This is a genomic window from Enterobacter cloacae complex sp. IR5428, from assembly GCF_049238585.1.
In the GTDB taxonomy this organism is placed as follows: Bacteria; Pseudomonadota; Gammaproteobacteria; order Enterobacterales; family Enterobacteriaceae; genus Enterobacter; species Enterobacter intestinihominis.
Genome location: NZ_JBMKHV010000008.1, coordinates 72905 through 90688 on the forward strand (window position 1 = coordinate 72905; position 17784 = coordinate 90688).

Below are 17784 nucleotides of genomic sequence, written 5' to 3' on the forward strand. Positions count from 1 at the left end.
CCGCTGGTCGAAAAGCTCACCCCTCCGACGCCGGAACGACCATCGGTTTTTCCGGCTTCGCTCTCACCGCAATCACCACCCCAACGACCAGCAGCGCGATCCCGCAGGCCGTTAGCAGCGGCGGCACGCTCTGGCGCATCAGGAAGGTATAGAGCAGCCCGGCCAGCGTTTCAAAGACAATCAGCGGCCCCAGTATCACCGTCGGCAGCTTCTGGCTGGCAATGTTCCAGCACAGTGCGCCAACCCACGAACAGAGCACGGCAATGGCGACCATTAACCCGACGAATACCCACGGGCGCGGTCCGAAGGGCAGGGCGAAATCCGGATGCTGGCTACCCAGCCAGATACATGCACCCACATAGCCCAGCAACGAGACAGGAAGCGTGACCAGCGCCTGCGCCGTCGCCCACATCATCGGATGTTTATCCGGGTTTTCCCGCAGCCAGCGTGCGTTGCGCAGGGCATACCAGGCCCAGCAGACAACTGAAATAACCGCCAGAAAGATCCCAGAACCGTAACGCCACAAGCTGAAGTTTTCGAGGCCGTGGCGTAGCTCGGCAATATTCACGCACACCAGCCCCACGGCGATGCATACCAGCGCAGGCACCATCTTTGACCACGCCAGTTTCCCGTCTCGCTGGCTATAAAGCAGGTTTGCGAAAACCGGAATGACCACCGGCAGCGTGCCGATAATCATGGTCGACACCGGCGCACCGGTACGCTGAATGGCGCTCGCCAGGCAGACGTAGTAGATAAGATTACCCATCATGGTCAGCCACAGCGCGGTGAGCCAGTCCTGGCGACTCAGCTGGCGCAGACGCGCACGCCCCAGCCATGCCAGCGGCACGGCAATAAGCCCCAGCGCCAGATAGCGTCCGGTCGACTGCAATATTGCCGGGTACTCAGGCACAATCAGCGGGCCGACGAAAATCAGCCCCCACATCAACCCTGCAAGCAGGGCATACAACACGCCGCTAATCATCTTTTCGTCCACAGTAATACATGTTGTAGCCAGTGTAGGAGGCACAGATGCACGCGTATTGTATGAGGTTGCGCATTAGCGCGGCGAAACCTGCTTCTGGTAACGCACGGGCGTAATGCCGTAGCGGCGGGTAAAGGCGCGGGTCAGGTGAGACTGATCGGTCAGCCCCGTTGCGGCGGCCACCTCGGCGGCAGGCATGCCGTGGGTGAGGAATGCTTTGGCGCGCCACAGCCGGATGGCCATCAGCATCTGGTGTGGGGTGACGTGAAAATGGGCCTTAAACTGGCGCTGGAAATGGTACGGACTGAGCGACACAACGCTCGCCAGTTCGTCCAGGGTGAGCGCGCGCATATAGTTGTCGTGCAGATAGTCGCGAACGCGCTCGAAGCGGTGCGCGCCCTCCCGGGCTACCGGCGCGTGACGGGCCAGCGGCTGGAACGTCTCAATCAGATCCAGCAGCAACCCTTTTTGTGCCAGCGCATCGTTCGTATGCCAAAGGCCGTAAATCAGCTGGCCAATTTGCTGCGAGCGCAGCGGGTCGTGGCGGGTCACGTCGCTAAACCACCAGTGGCGAAGGCCGGTGACTTCTTCCAGCAGGTCGGGTTCGATATAGACCATCCGGTAGCGCCAGCCGCCTTCGGTGGCGGATTCGCCCGTGTGGATCTCGTCCGGGTTCATGGTCACGACCGATTTTTCAGCGGCTAAGTGTTGGGTTCCGCGGTAACGGAAGCGTTCGGCGCCGGTTTCAATGGTGCCGATACCGAAGGCTTCATGCGTGTGAGGCTCAAAGGCGTAGTCAGCAATATGCGCGTGATATAGCTCCAGACCCGGCAACTGCGCCAGATGGCGAAAGCGCGCGCTGTCTCTCTCATCAGTAAACTGTTCCGGTACGCCTTGCACGGTGAGCCTCCTTGTGGGTCATCGCTTCATTATCCGAGATGACCCGAAGGGATGCCACAAAAAATAACCAATTCTTAACAATTACAGAATGGCTTTGATGCTCTCCGCCAGCGGCGTGGTCGGACGGCCAATCAGTTTGCTCAGGGTACGGCTGTCGTCAAACAGGCCGCCTTTGGACGCACCGGTATCGGAATCCGCCAGCATCTCCGCCAGCCCGGCAGGCAGACCAACGCCTTTCAGTGCAGCGGCATAATCGGCTTCGCTGAGGTTCTGATACGTTACCGGCTTACCGCTCTGCTTGCTAAGCTCCGCAGCCAGTTCGCTCAGCGTCCAGGCATTGTCACCTGCCAGTTCATACACCTTGCCGGCGTGACCCTCTTCAGAAATCACTTTTGCCGCAGCCGCCGCGTAATCCGCACGGGTCGCAGAGGCAATTTTGCCTTCGCCTGCGGCACCTATAAATACGCCGTGTTCCAGCGCTGGCGGCGCGCTTGCCAGGTAGTTTTCGGTGTACCAGCCGTTGCGCAGCAGGGCGTAAGGCACGCCTGAAGCCGCCAGTGCATTTTCGGTTTCGACGTGCTCAACGTGCAGACCCAGCGGGGATCTGTCCGCATGCAGCAGGCTGGTATAGGCGATGAATTTCACCCCGGCGGCTTTGGCGGCGTTTATCACGTTCTGGTGCTGTACGGCGCGCTGGCCCACTTCGCTGGAGGAGATAAGCAGCAGCTTATCCACGCCGTTCAGGGCGGTGGTGAACGCGGCCTGGTCGGTATAGTCCGCCTGACGTACCACAATTCCCCGCTGGCTTAAGGCGTCGGCTTTTGCCGGGTTACGCACAATAGCCACGATCTGGCTGGCAGGAATGGTTTTCAGCAGTTCTTCAATAACGTGTTGGCCAAGCTGGCCGGTTGCGCCGGTAATCGCGATCATGATGAATCTCCTTCGTGTTTGTCTGGTGTTGTGGCACACTATCACCATAACTAACTTTTAGTAAGTACGCACAAAAAGGTAAGTATGAAAACACCGATACCGACGCTCAGCGAGCAAATGCGCGATGGCAATCTCTTTGCAGAACAGTGCCCGTCACGGGAAGTGCTCAAACATGTTACCAGCCGCTGGGGCGTGCTGATCTTGGTGGCGTTACGTCAGGGGACGCATCGTTTTAGCGATCTGCGCCGCAAGCTGGGTGGTGTCAGCGAGAAGATGCTGGCCCAGTCGCTTCAGGCGCTGGAGCAGGACGGGTTTGTCGATCGCGTTTCTTATCCGGTTGTGCCGCCGCACGTGGAATATAGCCTGACGCCGATGGGGCTGGAGGTGAGCGAGAAGGTGGCCGCGCTGGCTGACTGGATTGAGGTGAATACGCCGAAGGTGATGGCGAATCGGGACGAGCGTGCGGCATGAAATGCCGGGTGGCGGCTTCGCCTTACCCGGCCTACCCGCAATCCTCGATCCCGTAGGCCGGGTAAGCGCAAGCGCCACCCGGCACAATCATCGCTACCTGCTCAAATCCACCTGATAAATCGCGAACCCAATATCATCCGTCGCGACCTGTTTCATCGGATACTGCGCCTTATCCTTGATAAACGCGGCTGCTTTATCGGACGGTGATGTCTCAAAGCGAATATCCAGCGTCGTGTCGCTGTGGATCGGCGCCAGACGCCAGTTGTTATCCACCGCCGGATGAATTTCACCCGCTTTTTTCGACTCCGCGCTAATCCACGCCGCCAGCACCGAACGGTTCTCATCCGGCGAGGCAAAGGCGATGTGGCTGTCACCCGTACCGGCAAACTTACCGCCATAGGCGCGGTAGTTGTTGGTCACCACCAGGAAAGTGGCATTCGGATCAATCGCTTTGCCGTTGAAGGTCAGGTGTTTAATGCGTTCTGCCTGCGGATTAATGGCCTGACATTCGCCGTCATATTTCGCGGGCTGGGTAACATCAATCTGATACTTCACGCCGTCGATCACGTCGAAGTTGTAGGTGCGGAAACCGTCCCAGTTTATCAGCGACTGCGGTTTGCTGCTGTGCGGATCGATCTGGTTGAACTGTCCGGCAGAGCACTCCAGCCACTCCTTCACCTCTTTCCCGGTGGCTTTCACCACCACGAGGGTGTTGGGATAGAGGTAGAGATCGGCGGCATTACGGAAGGTCAGCTGGCCTTTTTCCACCTCAACGTAGCTGGCCGGATCGTTCTTACGCCCGCCCACTTTGAATGGCGCCGCGGCAGACAGAACCGGCAGATTGGCCAGATCCGGATCGCCCTGAATATAGTGCTCGGCATAGGCTTTCTGCGCCATGTTGACTACCTGCACGGTCGGGTCATCCTGTACCAGCGCGAGGAAGCTGTACATGTTATCAGCCGATTTACCGATCGGCTTGCTGACAAATTCACGCGTTGCGTCGTGGTCATGCTTCAGGACGTCGACCAGCTTTTTATCTTCCTCGGCCAGGGATTTTTTTGCAGCGGCATCATAAATCGGACGCGCTTCCGCTTTCGACTGCGTGACTTTCCAGCTCCCGCTGTCGTTATTCAGCACCAGATCTACCACGCCAAGGTGGTCGCCCCACATGCCCGGCATCACCGATGGCACACCGTTGAGCGTCCCTTTTTCGATGTCCGCGCCTTTGATACTGGCGAAATCTTTGCCCGGGAAGACGGCGTGGGCGTGACCAAACAGGATCGCATCCACGCCCGGTACCTGGCTGAGGTAATACACGGAGTTCTCAGCCATCGCCTGATACGGGGCGGCCGAGAGGCCAGAGTGGGCCACAACGACCACCACATCTGCGCCTTTCGCCCGCATCTCCGGCACGTATTTGCGCGCCGTTTCGGTAATGTCGTTGACGGTTACTTTCCCGTCGAGGTTGGCTTTATCCCACGTCATGATCTGCGGCGGCACAAAGCCGATATAGCCGATTTTCAGCGTCTGTATTTTACCGTCCTGGTCGACAACCTCGGTCTCTTTAATCAGGTAAGGGGTAAAGAGCGGCTTTTTCGTCTTAACGTCGATGATATTGGCATTAACGTACGGGAATTTTGCCCCTGCCAGCGCATCGTGCAGGTATTTCAGGCCGTAGTTAAATTCGTGGTTGCCCAGGTTGCCGACGGCATAGTCCAGCGTATTCATTGCCTTATAAACAGGATGGATCTCGCCTTTCTTCAGCCCCTTCGCCGCCATGTAGTCGCTGAGCGGGCTGCCCTGAATTAAGTCCCCGTTATCGACCAGCACGCTGTTTTTCACTTCACCGCGGGCGGCGTTGATCAAACTTGCCGTACGTACAAGTCCGAATTTTTCGACAGGCGTATCTTTGTAGTAATCGAAGTCCATCATGTTGCCGTGCAGATCGGTGGTTTCCAGAATGCGGAGATCCACCGTCGCTGCCTGAACGCTTGCCGCAATCAGCGTTGCCAGGAGCGTTGCGCTAAACTTAATCATCTGAGGAGTCCTTTTTTCGATCCAAGCCACAAAAGAGTATGTATGTAGTATTTGTTGCTTACAGAAGTGTGAATGCTGCCAGAAAAAAGAACGCTGAAACCAGAATTGCTTCACAGATAGCGGAATTGTTCACATTACGATATAACTAAAACAATAAGTTATGCCCACTGCGTTAACGAAGAGGTGGAGAATGTTAGATCAAATTTGTCAGCTCGCACGGGATGCGGGTGATGCCATTATGCAGGTGTACGACGGTGCGAAACCGATGGATGTTGTCAGCAAAGCGGACGACTCCCCGGTGACGGCGGCGGATATCGCGGCGCATACGGTGATCCTGAAAGGTTTGCAGACCCTGACGCCGGATATTCCGGTCCTTTCTGAAGAAGCGCCCCAGGGCTGGGACGAACGTCAGCACTGGCAGCGTTACTGGCTGGTGGACCCGCTGGACGGCACGAAAGAGTTCATCAAGCGTAACGGTGAATTTACCGTGAATATCGCCCTGATTGAAAAAGGAAAGGCGGTGCTTGGCGTGGTTTATGCCCCGGTGATGAAGGTGATGTACAGCGCGGCGGAAGGTAAAGCCTGGAAGGAAGAGTGCGGCGTGCGTAAGCAGATCCAGGTGCGAGATGCCCGTCCTCCGCTGGTGGTGATCAGCCGCTCGCACAGCGACAGCGAGCTGGAGGAGTACCTGCAACAGCTGGGCGAACACCAGACGACGTCGATTGGCTCGTCGCTGAAGTTCTGTCTGGTGGCGGAAGGGCAGGCGCAGTTGTACCCCCGTTTCGGGCCGACGAACGTCTGGGATACGGCGGCAGGGCATGCGGTGGCTGCGGCCGCAGGCGCGCATGTGCATGACTGGCAGGGTAAGCCACTGGACTACACCCCGCGCGAGTCGTTCCTCAACCCTGGCTTCAGGGTGTCACTTTACTGAGCCAGTAGCTTATGCAGCAGGGCTACTACCTGCTGCACCTCATCCTGCGTCAGCGCGCCGTCTTTAACCCACTGTACGCGACCGTTTTTGTCCAGCACAACAATCGCTGAACTCTCTTCTTCCAGCTGCCACGCCTTACGCGTCACGCCGTTGCTGTCGACAATAAACTGCGACCAGGGATAGAGCTTCTTATTGCTCTCAAGGCTTGAGCGCACAAACATCCCGGAGCCGGGAATCGCGTCGTCGGTATTCACGATGGTGGTGGTCTGGTAGCGATCGTGCGGGAGTTTTGCGGCCTTGATCGCTTCCACGAGGGTGGCGTTTTTCTCTTTAGCGGATGTACGTCCGGCAATATGCTGTACAACTCTCACTTTGCCCGCAAGCTGCGCGCTATTCCAGGCTTTATAGCTAAACTTATCATTGTCGAGAATCAATTCTCCCCGGTCAGCAATGCCGACCGGCGGGACACGTTGTTTTTTTTCAATGTTGTGTGCGGAAGCCATCAGCGGCAGCAACAGGCAAGCTGCTGCCAGGAGGTTACGTAGGGTCATGGTGTTTCCTTATTGTGAGCAGGTGATCCGACCACTTGGTCATGCGCTTTTAATCATAAGTGCGATCAATGGGCTTTTCCCGCAATCCCGATGCCAGTTTGCGGGCGAACGCACATATCCACGCAAAAACGACGGCATATACTGCTCTGTATCACGCTTTGCAAAGATTATTCTGAATAATTGTAATCAAACGGTAAATAAACTTATGCACACTGGGTAAGTACGAGGTTCTGGTCTATAGTCATTGGGCATCAAAATTTGCGCTCAGGACAGTCGGGCCGATTGTGGCACCGCAAGGGCGTATGATTCGCAGGAGATACAAGAATGAAAATTTTCCAACGCTACAACCCGCTTCAGGTGGCGAAGTACGTGAAGATCCTGTTCCGTGGACGGTTGTATATCAAGGATGTTGGTGCTTTTGAGTTCGATAAGGGCAAAATCCTTATCCCGAAAGTGAAGGACAAACAGCACTTCTCTGTGATGTCCGAAGTCAACCGTCAGGTTATGCGTCTGCAAACTGAGATGGCTTAACCAACGTGCTATGCAGTAGTAGTTAAAAAGACGGCTCCCGATGGGAGCCGTTGATGTTTGTAGGACATACAAAGGGTTACGCCGACACCTTATCTTCCGCATCTGGCAGCTTCGGTACCAGCACGGTCGGTTTACTATCAATGCGCGTTACCAGCAGCTGGTCGATGCGGTAGTTATCAATATCCACCACTTCAAACTTGAAGCCAGAGAATTTCACCGAGTCGGTACGTTTCGGGATCTTACGCAGCATAAACATCATAAAGCCGCCGATGGTCTCGTAGTTTCCGGACTGCGGGAACTCGTCGATATCGAGCACGCGCATGACGTCTTCAATTGGCGTACCACCATCGATCAGCCATGAGTTCTCATCACGCTGCACAATTTGTTCTTCCAGCCCCTGGCCGACCAGGTCGCCCATCAGCGTCGTCATGACGTCGTTGAGGGTGATAATGCCCACCACCAGCGCATATTCGTTCATGATCACCGCGAAGTCTTCACCGGCGGTTTTGAAACTTTCCAGCGCTTCGGAGAGCGTCAGGGTGTCCGGCACAATCAGGGTGTTGCGGATCTGCACGCCGCTGTTCAGCGCCAGGCTCTGGTTTGCCAGCACGCGGTTCAGCAGGTCTTTGGAGTCCACATAGCCGATGATATGGTCGATATCTTCGTTACAGACCAGGAACTTGGAGTGCGGATGCTGCGCCACTTTAGTCTTCAGGCTCTGCTCGTCTTCATGCAGATCGAACCAGATGATGTTCTCACGGCCGGTCATGGAGGACGGCACGGTACGGGATTCCAGTTCGAAAACGTTCTCGATCAGCTCGTGCTCCTGCTTGCGCAGCACGCCTGCCAGCGCCCCGGCTTCCACCACCGCATAAATATCGTCAGAGGTGATGTCGTCTTTACGCACCATCGGCAGCTTGAAGATGCGGAAAATGACGTTCGCCAGGCCGTTGAAGAACCACACCAGCGGACGGAAGACATACAGGCAGAAGCGCATCGGGTTGATGATACGCAAAGCCACAGCTTCTGGCGCAATCATACCGATGCGTTTCGGGGTCAGGTCCGCGAATAGAATGAACAAACCGGTGACCAGCGAGAAGGAGAGGATGAAGCTCAACTGCTCGGCCAGCTCTGCGGACATGTACTTTACAAACAGGCTATAAAACGCCGGAGAAAATGCTGCATCGCCCACGATACCGCCAAGAATGGCGACCGCGTTCAGGCCAATCTGCACCACGGTAAAGAACATGCCTGGGTTTTCCTGCATTTTCAGAATGCGTGATGCGTTGATGTTGCCCTCGTCGGCAAGCAGCTTCAGTTTGATTTTACGGGAGGCAGCCAGCGAGATCTCCGATATCGAGAAAAATGCACTGACGGCAATAAGACAAAGTATTACTAAAATACTGTTTAACATAGTTTATCCGGCTTCTCGCCAGATCCTCAGAAGGGGAGTTGATACCATTCGTGTGAAGACACATTGAACTCAGCTCGTAGCGTTGAGCCGATTATTTCAGCGGTAGTATAGCGTAAAGGCGTGTAAATCTGCCAGAGGTCACGTTTTCGGCAAAAAGTGGCCGGATGAAAAGGCAGTGAGTGGTTAAGTAATGAACTGACACTTTTGCTTACAGGCGCGCCACGCGGCTCGCGTGGCGCTGATGTAGTAATCAGTCCTGCTGTGGAGGCAGACAGACGCCGATGCCGCCAATGCCGCAGTAGCCGTACGGATTTTTATGCAGATACTGCTGGTGGTCGTCTTCGGCATAGTAGAACGGTTTCGCAGTAGCGATTTCCGTCGTGACCTGACGTTTATCACCGGCTGCCTGCATCGCTTCCTGGAAACGCGTCAGGCTGGCGTGGGCCGCAGTCTCCTGCTCAGGGGTGAGCGGATAGATGGCCGAGCGGTATTGGGTGCCGTGATCGTTACCCTGACGCATGCCCTGCGCCGGGTCATGATTTTCCCAGAACACCTGGAGCAGCTGTTCATAGCTGATGACGCTCGGGTCATACACCACACGTACCGCTTCAGCATGACCGGTCTCACCGGAACAGACTTCGCGGTAGGTTGGGTTAGGCGTATATCCTCCGGTGTAGCCCGCAGCGGTGCTGTACACGCCCGGCAGTTGCCAGAACAGGCGTTCTACGCCCCAGAAGCAGCCCATGGCAAACAGGGCGATCTCCATTCCATCAGGAACGTTTGTCATTGAATGGTTGTTTACGGCGTGTAATGTCGCCACTGGCATAGGGGTGTTGCGTCCCGGTAACGCATCGGCTTGTGATACCAGATGCTTTTTATCAAATAAACTCACGGTGGGGCCTCCGGGGTAGCGTTGTTTCGGTTAAGGTTGTCACGAAGCGTTTAATTGAACACAATAAATGCGATGAATGAGTCTAGATTTAATCATAAGAAATATTTGGGTGTTAGGCCCTTTTTCAACCCGTAATTTGGGTTTTTGGCTTTCAGGCCGTATTTTGCCGCGGAGCGGCACTGCATTTGCTTCCAGGGTGGAAACAGGGATATTCAGGAGAAAACGTGACAAAGATCCGCCAGTTATGTTTAGTCAGTTTAATGCTGACAAGCGGGATTGCCAGCGCGGCGAATGTCCGTTTGCAGGTTGAGGGGTTATCCGGGGCGCTGGAAAAAAACGTGCGTGCGCAGCTTTCCACCATCCAGAGCGATGAAGTCACGCCGGATCGGCGTTTTCGCGCGCGCGTGGATGACGCCATTCGCGAAGGCTTAAAGGCGTTGGGGTACTACGAACCCACCATTGATTTCGATTTACGGCCGCCGCCGGCTAAAGGACGTCAGGTATTGATTGCCCGCGTCTCGCCGGGAGAACCCGTCCTGATTGGCGGCACGAACGTGGTGCTGCGCGGCGGTGCACGCACGGATCGTGACTACCTGGATCTGCTCAGCAACCGCCCGAAAGTGGGCACCGTGCTTAATCACGGGGATTACGATCGCTTTAAAAAATCCTTAACCAGCGTTTCGCTGCGCAAAGGCTACTTTGACAGCCAGTTCAACAAAAGCCAGCTGGGCGTTGCGCTTGAACGACGTCAGGCATTCTGGGATATCGATTACGACAGCGGCGAGCGCTATCGGTTTGGCGATGTAACCTTTGAAGGATCGCAAATCCGTGATGAGTATCTGCAAAACCTGGTGCCGTTCAAAAAGGGCGACTACTACCAGTCTAGCGACCTGGGCGAGCTGAACCGTCGTTTATCTGCCACCGGCTGGTTTAACTCCGTGGTGGTGGCACCGCAATTTGATAAATCCCGTAAAACGAAAGTGTTACCGCTGCATGGCGTGGTCTCACCGCGCACCGAGAACACCATTGAGACCGGTGTCGGCTACTCCACGGACGTCGGCCCGCGTGTGAAAGCCTCGTGGAAAAAACCGTGGATGAACTCCTACGGTCACAGCCTGACCACCAGCCTCAGCCTGTCTGCGCCTGAACAGCAGCTGGACTTCAGCTATAAAATGCCGCTGCTGAAAAATCCGCTTGAGCAATACTACCTCGTGCAGGGCGGCTTTAAGCGTACCGATTTGAACGATACCGAACAGGATTCGACGACGCTTGCGGTATCACGCTTCTGGGATCTCTCCAGCGGCTGGCAGCGCGCCATTAACCTGCGCTGGAGCCTTGACCACTTTACTCAGGCAAACGTCACCAACACCACCATGCTGCTTTATCCGGGCGTGATGATCAGCCGTACCCGCTCTCGCGGTGGCCTGATGCCGACCTGGGGCGATTCACAGCGCTACTCCATCGATTATTCCAACTCCGCCTGGGGCTCAGACGTAGATTTCTCCGTCGTGCAGGCGCAAAACGTCTGGATCCGTACCCTCTACGATAAGCACCGCTTTGTGGTTCGCGGCAACCTGGGCTGGATCGAAACCGGTGACTTCGAACGCGTTCCGCCAGATCTGCGTTTCTTCGCCGGGGGCGACCGCAGCATTCGCGGCTATAAGTACAAATCGATCTCACCTGAAAACGAGAAAGGCCAATTGACCGGGGCCTCTAAACTGGCGACCGGCTCGCTGGAGTATCAGTACAACGTCAGCGGCAAATGGTGGGGCGCCATGTTTGTCGACAGCGGCGAGGCGGTGAACGACATCCGCCGCAGCGATTTCAAAACCGGCGCGGGTGTGGGCGTGCGCTGGCAGTCACCGGTCGGGCCAATCAAGCTCGATTTCGCCGTTCCGGTGGGCGACAAAGAAGAACACGGTTTACAGTTTTACATCGGTCTGGGGCCTGAATTATGAGTTTATGGAGGAAGATAAGCCTCGGGGTGCTGATTTTTATCGTATTACTGCTCGGTACGGTGGCATTTCTGGTGGGTACCACCACGGGCCTGCATCTGCTGTTTAACGCCGCGAACCGCTGGGTGCCAGGGCTGGAAATCGGCCAGGTGACGGGCGGCTGGCGCGATCTGCGCCTGAAGAATATCCGTTATGAACAGCCCGGCGTGGCGGTGAACGCGGGCGAGTTTCATCTGGCGGTCAAGCTCGGCTGCCTGCGGGATAGCCAGCTGTGCGTAAACGATCTGTCGCTAAAAGATGTGAATGTGGCGATAGACTCCAAAAAAATGCCGAAGTCTGAGCCTGTCGAGGAAGAGGACAGCGGCCCGCTGAATCTCTCCACGCCGTACCCGATTGCGCTCTACCGGGTCGCGCTGGATAACGTCAATATCAAAATCGACGACACGACGGTATCCGTGATGGATTTCACCTCCGGTCTGCGCTGGCAGGAGAAAAACCTCACCCTGACCCCAACCTCCCTGCAAGGGCTGCTGATTGCGCTGCCGAAGGTGGCCGACGTGGCGCAGGAAGAGATCGTCGAGCCGAAGATCCAGAACCCGCAGCCGGAAGAAAAACCGCTGGGTGAAACGCTGAAAGATCTCTTCTCGAAACCGGTTCTGCCGGAGATGACCGACGTGCATCTGCCGCTGAACCTCAATATCGAAGAGTTTAAGGGCGAGCAGCTGCGTCTGACCGGCGATACCGATCTGACGGTCTTCAACATGCTGCTTAAAGTCAGCAGTATCGACGGCAACATGAAGCTCGACGCGCTGGATATCGATACCAACCAGGGGTCGGTAAACGCCTCAGGCAATGCGCTGCTGCGCGATAACTGGCCGGTAGATATTACCCTTAACAGCGCCCTGAACATCGATCCGCTGAAAGGCGAGAAGGTGAAGGTGAAAGTCGGCGGCGCGCTGCGCGAGAAGCTGGAGTTCGGCGTGAACCTCTCCGGCCCTGTGGATATGGTACTGCGCGGGCAAACCCAGCTGGCAGAGGCCGGTCTACCGCTCAACCTTGAGATTGTCAGCAAGCAGCTTTACTGGCCGTTCACCGGTGAAAAGCAGTTCCAGGCCGACGATCTAAAGCTGAAGCTGAGTGGCAAAATGACCGACTACACGCTGTCGTTCCGTACGGCAGTGAAGGGGCAGGGAGTACCGCCCGCCGATATTACTCTGGATGCGAAGGGTAACGAGTTGCAGGTTAACCTCGACAAGCTGACCGTGGCGGCGCTGGAAGGGAAAACCGAGCTGACCGCGCTGCTCGACTGGCAGCAGGCGATCAGCTGGCGCGGCGAGCTGAAGCTGACCGGGATCAACACCGCTAAAGAAGTCCCGGACTGGCCGTCAAAACTGAATGGTCTGATCAAAACCCGCGGTAGCCTGTACGGCGGCACCTGGCAGATGGACGTGCCGGAACTCAAGCTCACCGGTAATGTGAAGCAGAACAAAGTCAACGTAGAGGGCTCGCTTAAGGGCAACAGCTATCTCCAGTGGGTGATCCCGGGCCTGCACGTGGCGCTGGGCCGCAACACGGCAGATATCAAAGGCGAGCTGGGGGTGAAAGATCTCGATCTGGATGCCACCATCGACGCGCCAAATCTCGATAACGCCCTGCCGGGTCTTGGCGGGACGGCGAAGGGGTTAGTGAAGGTTCGCGGTACAGTGGAGGCGCCGCAGCTGCTGGCGGACATCACCGCCAATAACCTGCGCTGGCAGGAACTTTCCATTGCCCGCGTGCGCGTCGAAGGGGACGTGAAATCCACCGATCAGATCGGCGGAAACCTGGACCTGCGCGTGGAGCGTATCTCCCAGCCGGACGTGAACATCAGTCTGGTTACGCTGGCGGCAAAAGGTAACGAAAAGCAGCACGATCTCCAGCTGCGCGTGCAGGGCGAGCCGGTCTCCGGGCAGCTGCACCTGACGGGCAGTTTTGACCGCCAGGCAACGCGCTGGAAGGGCGTGCTGGATAACACCCGCTTCAGCACGCCAGTCGGCCCGCTGTTGCTGTCCCGATCCATCGCGCTGGACTACCGCAATGCGGAGCAAAAGATCAGCATTGGGCCACACTGCTGGACCAACCCGAATGCTGAGCTGTGCGTGCCGCAGACCATTGATGCGGGCGCGGAAGGACGCGCGCAGATCAACCTCAACCGTTTTGACCTGGCGATGCTGAAACCGTTTATGCCGGAAACCACCCAAGCCAGCGGGGTCTTCAGCGGTAAAGCGGACGTCGCGTGGGACACCACCAAAGAGGGACTGCCGCAGGGCAGCGTTACCCTCTCCGGGCGTAACGTGAAGGTGACGCAGGAGGTCAATGACGCGCCGCTGCCGGTGGCGTTCGACACCCTGAATGTGAACGCTGACCTGCGTAACAATCGTGCGGAACTGGGATGGCTTATTCGTCTGACCAACAACGGTCAGCTTGACGGACAGGTGCAAATTACCGATCCGCAAGGGCGGCGCAATCTCGGCGGCAACGTCAATATTCGCAACTTCAACCTGGCGATGGTGAATCCGATTTTCTCGCGGGGAGAAAAGGCGGCGGGGATGCTCAGCGCCAACCTGCGTCTGGCGGGGGATGCGCAAAGCCCGCAGCTGTTTGGCCAGATGCGGTTAAACGGCGTGGACATTGACGGTAACTTTATGCCGTTCGATATGCAGCCAAGCCAGCTGACGATGAACTTTAACGGCCAAAGCTCAACCCTCAGTGGCTCAGTGCTGACACAGCAGGGACAAATCAACCTGAATGGTGACGCAGACTGGAGCCAGCTCGACAACTGGCGCGCCCGTATAGCGGCCAAGGGCAGCAGGGTGCGTATCACGGTACCGCCGATGGTGCGCCTGGACGTGTCGCCAGACGTGGTCTTTGAGGCAACGCCGAGTCTCTTCACCCTGGACGGCCGCGTCGACGTGCCCTGGGCGCGCATCGTGGTTCACGAAGTGCCGGAAAGCGCGGTTGGCGTCTCCAGTGATGAAGTTATGCTCAATGAAAATCTGAAACCTGTTGAACAAAAGAGCGCTGGCATACCGATCAATAGTAATCTTATTGTGCACGTGGGGAATAACGTGCGTTTGGACGCGTTTGGGCTGAAGGCGAGACTCACGGGTGACCTGAAGGTGGCGCAGGATCAACAGGGGCTTGGCCTCAATGGACAAATAAATATTCCTGAAGGGCGCTTCCATGCCTACGGTCAGGATTTGATTGTGCGTAAAGGTGAGCTGCTGTTCTCCGGCCCACCGGATCAGCCGGTACTCAATATCGAAGCGATCCGTAACCCGGAAGCCACCGAAGATGATGTGATTGCGGGCGTGCGCGTGACGGGCTCCGCCGATGAACCTAAGGCAGAGATCTTCTCTGACCCGGCCATGTCGCAGCAGGAAGCGCTCTCCTACCTGCTGCGCGGCCAGGGTCTGGATAGCCAACAGGGCGATGGTGCGGCAATGACATCGATGTTAGTCGGTCTGGGGGTTGCACAAAGTGGTCAGGTTGTGGGTAAAATCGGCGAGACGTTTGGCGTAAGCAATCTGGCGCTGGACACTCAGGGCGTGGGTGACTCTTCGCAGGTAGTGGTCAGCGGCTATGTACTGCCGGGTCTACAGGTAAAATATGGCGTGGGGATCTTTGACTCACTGGCTACACTCACGTTACGTTATCGCCTGATGCCTAAGCTATATCTGGAAGCAGTGTCCGGCGTAGACCAGGCACTTGATCTGCTCTATCAGTTTGAGTTTTAGCAATGCGAATATTTGTTTATGGCAGTTTACGAACCAAGCAAGGCAACAGCCACTGGATGACCAACGCCCAGTTGCTGGGAAATTACACAATCGAAAACTACCAGTTGTACAGTCTGGGCCACTATCCAGGCGCGGTTCCGGGGAACGGAACGGTACAGGGTGAGGTTTATCGTATTGATAATGCTACGCTGGCCGAACTTGATGCCTTGCGCACCAGGGGCGGTGAATACGCTCGCCAGTTGATCCAGACGCCTTACGGCAGTGCATGGATGTATGTGTACCAACGTTCGGTCAACGGGTTAACGCTGATTGAAAGCGGTAACTGGTTAGACAGAGACCAGTTCTGAAAAACGACAGCGCCACCGTAAGGTGGCGTTATCGTTTTGCGCCTCTTGCTGATTGTAGGCCCGTGCAAGCGTAGCGCCGCCGGGCGCATCGAAAGGCATAAAAAAGCCCCGACGCGCGGGGCTTAGTATCAGCAGTAAGAATTACTTCTTAGCAGCACGCTCGAAAGACGCGATGATTTCTGCTTTCGCCGCTTCTGCGTTATCCCAGCCTTCAACTTTAACCCATTTGCCTTTTTCGAGATCTTTGTAGTGCTCGAAGAAGTGGGCGATCTGCGCTTTCAGCAGCTCTGGCAGGTCGTTCACATCTTTAATGTGATCGTACTCTTTGCTCAGCTTGGTGTGCGGTACGGCAACCAGTTTCGCATCTTCACCCGCTTCGTCAGTCATTTTCAGCACGCCAACAGGACGGCAGCGAATGACGGAGCCTGGCTGCAATGGGTATGGCGTTGGGACCAGTACGTCAACCGGATCACCGTCCAGAGACAGAGTGTGGTTGATGTAGCCGTAGTTGCACGGATAGAACATGGCGGTAGACATGAAACGGTCAACGAACAGCGCACCGGTGTCTTTGTCGATTTCGTATTTGATTGGATCTGCGTTGGCCGGGATTTCGATCACAACGTAGATGTCTTCTGGCAGTTCTTTACCCGCAGGGACGTTGAGTAAGCTCATGTCGGTGTCCTTTAAAATGGATGGTAAACAAGTGGCAGGTATTATAGCCAACTGGCGCTGAAAGTCTTCGCCTGTTTTCGTCTTATCTCCCTCGCGCTTTCACTTTTCAGACCGTTTCCATGACAGGATAATCCATAAACTCAGCCGCATTTTAAATGTGGAAATGAAAGCGATTACAAACTTGTGATTAACGTTTTATTCACTTTTCTGAAGTGTGATGTAACGCAATCCGTAACATATTCCATTGGCTATAGTTCATCCGCAGAACATCTTTTAACCAACAATAACCTACCCTACGAGGACGTTCATATGTGGAAGCGCTTACTTCTTGTTACAGCAGTTTCGGCAGCCATGTCGTCTATGGCGATGGCCGCACCGTTAACCGTTGGATTTTCGCAGGTCGGATCTGAATCCGGCTGGCGCGCCGCTGAAACGAACGTGGCGAAAAGTGAGGCCGAAAAGCGCGGTATTACCCTGAAAATCGCCGATGGTCAGCAAAAGCAAGAGAATCAGATTAAAGCGGTGCGCTCTTTTATCGCTCAGGGCGTGGATGCCATCTTTATCGCCCCGGTTGTTGCCACGGGCTGGGAGCCGGTGCTGAAGGAAGCTAAAGAGGCTGAAATTCCTGTGTTCTTACTCGACCGTTCCATCGACGTTAAAGACAAATCTCTCTATATGACCACCGTCACCGCCGATAACGTGCTGGAAGGCAAACTGATTGGTGACTGGCTGGTGAAGCAGGTGGATGGCAAGCCGTGTAACGTGGTTGAGTTGCAGGGCACCGTCGGGGCGAGCGTGGCTATCGACCGTAAGAAAGGTTTCGCGGAGGCCATCGGCAAAGCACCAAACATCAAGATCATCCGTTCTCAGTCCGGCGACTTCACCCGCAGCAAAGGTAAAGAGGTCATGGAAAGCTTCATCAAGGCAGAAAATAACGGCAAAAATATCTGCATGGTTTACGCCCACAACGACGACATGGTGATCGGCGCCATCCAGGCCATCAAAGAAGCGGGCCTGAAGCCGGGCAAAGATATTCTCACCGGCTCGATCGACGGCGTACCGGACATCTACAAAGCGATGATTGACGGCGAAGCGAACGCCAGCGTGGAGCTGACGCCGAACATGGCGGGCCCGGCATTCGATGCGCTGGAGAAATTCAAAAAAGACGGCACCCAGCCTGAGAAGTTGACCATCACCAAATCCACGCTCTACCTGCCGGACACGGCGAAAGAAGAGTTAGAGAAGAAGAAAAATATGGGCTACTAAGCTCAGCCCCCCCTCACCCTAGCCCTCTCCCCGGAGGGGAGAGGGAAAAGGGCAGTTTGGGCAGAAAATTAAAGACTGGCACGAATAATCCCCTCTCCCCTCCGGGGAGAGGGTCAGGGTGAGGGGAAA

The 17784-nt window shown here is 55.9% G+C and carries 15 protein-coding genes; 7 read left to right on the forward strand and 8 right to left on the reverse strand.

Annotation, left to right across the window (positions count from 1 at the left end; translation table 11 throughout):
* Window positions 1–16: 16 nt before the first annotated feature.
* The 3 genes from ACOTXC_RS13890 to ACOTXC_RS13900 form a co-directional block, all read right to left on the reverse strand.
* Window positions 17–982 carry a DMT family transporter gene (locus tag ACOTXC_RS13890; protein ID WP_023305304.1) on the reverse strand — a complete coding sequence of 322 codons (966 nt, stop codon included), beginning with the start codon at window positions 980–982 and terminating at the stop codon, window positions 17–19.
* Between the two features lie 75 nt (window positions 983–1057).
* Window positions 1058–1882 (reverse strand): AraC family transcriptional regulator, encoded by an 825-nt coding sequence (locus ACOTXC_RS13895; RefSeq protein WP_023299151.1) that lies wholly within the window; start codon window positions 1880–1882, stop codon window positions 1058–1060.
* Between the two features lie 81 nt (window positions 1883–1963).
* Window positions 1964–2812, reverse strand: coding sequence for an SDR family oxidoreductase (locus ACOTXC_RS13900; protein WP_421767764.1), 849 nt, complete (start codon window positions 2810–2812; stop codon window positions 1964–1966).
* Between the two features lie 84 nt (window positions 2813–2896).
* Here ACOTXC_RS13900 and ACOTXC_RS13905 point away from each other — a divergent pair, with 84 nt between their 5' ends.
* The gene (locus tag ACOTXC_RS13905) at window positions 2897–3283 is read left to right on the forward strand and encodes a winged helix-turn-helix transcriptional regulator (protein ID WP_421767765.1); all 387 of its coding nucleotides are present in this window, start codon (window positions 2897–2899) and stop codon (window positions 3281–3283) included.
* 93 nt (window positions 3284–3376) lie between these two features.
* On the opposite strand, the gene ACOTXC_RS13910 is transcribed toward ACOTXC_RS13905, so the two are convergent.
* A complete protein-coding gene (locus ACOTXC_RS13910; RefSeq protein ID WP_421767766.1) occupies window positions 3377–5320 on the reverse strand; it encodes a bifunctional 2',3'-cyclic-nucleotide 2'-phosphodiesterase/3'-nucleotidase in 1944 nt (647 codons plus the stop codon).
* 190 nt (window positions 5321–5510) lie between these two features.
* Between ACOTXC_RS13910 and cysQ the strand changes: the two genes are divergently transcribed.
* On the forward strand, window positions 5511–6251 hold the full coding sequence (gene cysQ, locus ACOTXC_RS13915; RefSeq protein ID WP_022646848.1) for a 3'(2'),5'-bisphosphate nucleotidase CysQ: 741 nt from the start codon (window positions 5511–5513) through the stop codon (window positions 6249–6251).
* Here cysQ and ACOTXC_RS13920 read toward each other — a convergent pair.
* Entirely contained in the window at window positions 6245–6802 is a 558-nt protein-coding gene (locus tag ACOTXC_RS13920; protein ID WP_421767767.1) for a YtfJ family protein, read from the reverse strand. The genes cysQ and ACOTXC_RS13920 overlap by 7 nt on opposite strands.
* 324 nt (window positions 6803–7126) lie before the next feature.
* Here ACOTXC_RS13920 and ACOTXC_RS13925 point away from each other — a divergent pair, with 324 nt between their 5' ends.
* The gene (locus tag ACOTXC_RS13925; RefSeq protein WP_006179016.1) at window positions 7127–7333 is read left to right on the forward strand and encodes a DUF1107 domain-containing protein; all 207 of its coding nucleotides are present in this window, start codon (window positions 7127–7129) and stop codon (window positions 7331–7333) included.
* A gap of 76 nt (window positions 7334–7409) precedes the next feature.
* Here ACOTXC_RS13925 and ACOTXC_RS13930 read toward each other — a convergent pair whose 3' ends face one another.
* On the reverse strand, window positions 7410–8747 hold the full coding sequence (locus ACOTXC_RS13930) for a hemolysin family protein (protein ID WP_022646849.1): 1338 nt from the start codon (window positions 8745–8747) through the stop codon (window positions 7410–7412).
* Window positions 8748–8997: 250 nt separating this feature from the next.
* Window positions 8998–9639, reverse strand: a complete 642-nt coding sequence (gene msrA / locus ACOTXC_RS13935; RefSeq protein WP_061856194.1) for a peptide-methionine (S)-S-oxide reductase MsrA — start codon at window positions 9637–9639, stop codon at window positions 8998–9000.
* 224 nt (window positions 9640–9863) lie between these two features.
* On the opposite strand from msrA, the gene tamA reads away from it, so the two are divergent.
* From tamA to ACOTXC_RS13950, 3 genes are read left to right on the forward strand one after another with little or no spacing between them, the layout of a single operon-like run.
* Complete coding sequence (gene tamA / locus ACOTXC_RS13940) at window positions 9864–11597, forward strand: autotransporter assembly complex protein TamA (protein WP_022646850.1); 1734 nt, start codon at window positions 9864–9866, stop codon at window positions 11595–11597.
* Window positions 11594–15370: an autotransporter assembly complex protein TamB gene (tamB, locus tag ACOTXC_RS13945; RefSeq protein WP_421767768.1), complete on the forward strand. Its 3777-nt coding sequence runs from the start codon at window positions 11594–11596 to the stop codon at window positions 15368–15370. The genes tamA and tamB overlap by 4 nt, the downstream gene beginning before the upstream one ends.
* Before the next feature lie 2 nt (window positions 15371–15372).
* Entirely contained in the window at window positions 15373–15717 is a 345-nt protein-coding gene (locus tag ACOTXC_RS13950; protein ID WP_022646852.1) for a gamma-glutamylcyclotransferase family protein, read from the forward strand.
* A gap of 141 nt (window positions 15718–15858) precedes the next feature.
* Here the strand turns inward: ACOTXC_RS13950 and ppa are convergent, their stop codons facing one another.
* Complete coding sequence (gene ppa, locus ACOTXC_RS13955; protein WP_006810347.1) at window positions 15859–16389, reverse strand: inorganic diphosphatase; 531 nt, start codon at window positions 16387–16389, stop codon at window positions 15859–15861.
* A gap of 309 nt (window positions 16390–16698) precedes the next feature.
* Between ppa and ytfQ the strand changes: the two genes are divergently transcribed.
* Entirely contained in the window at window positions 16699–17655 is a 957-nt protein-coding gene (ytfQ, locus tag ACOTXC_RS13960) for a galactofuranose ABC transporter substrate-binding protein YtfQ (protein ID WP_046621030.1), read from the forward strand.
* The last annotated feature ends 129 nt before the right edge of the window (window positions 17656–17784 follow it).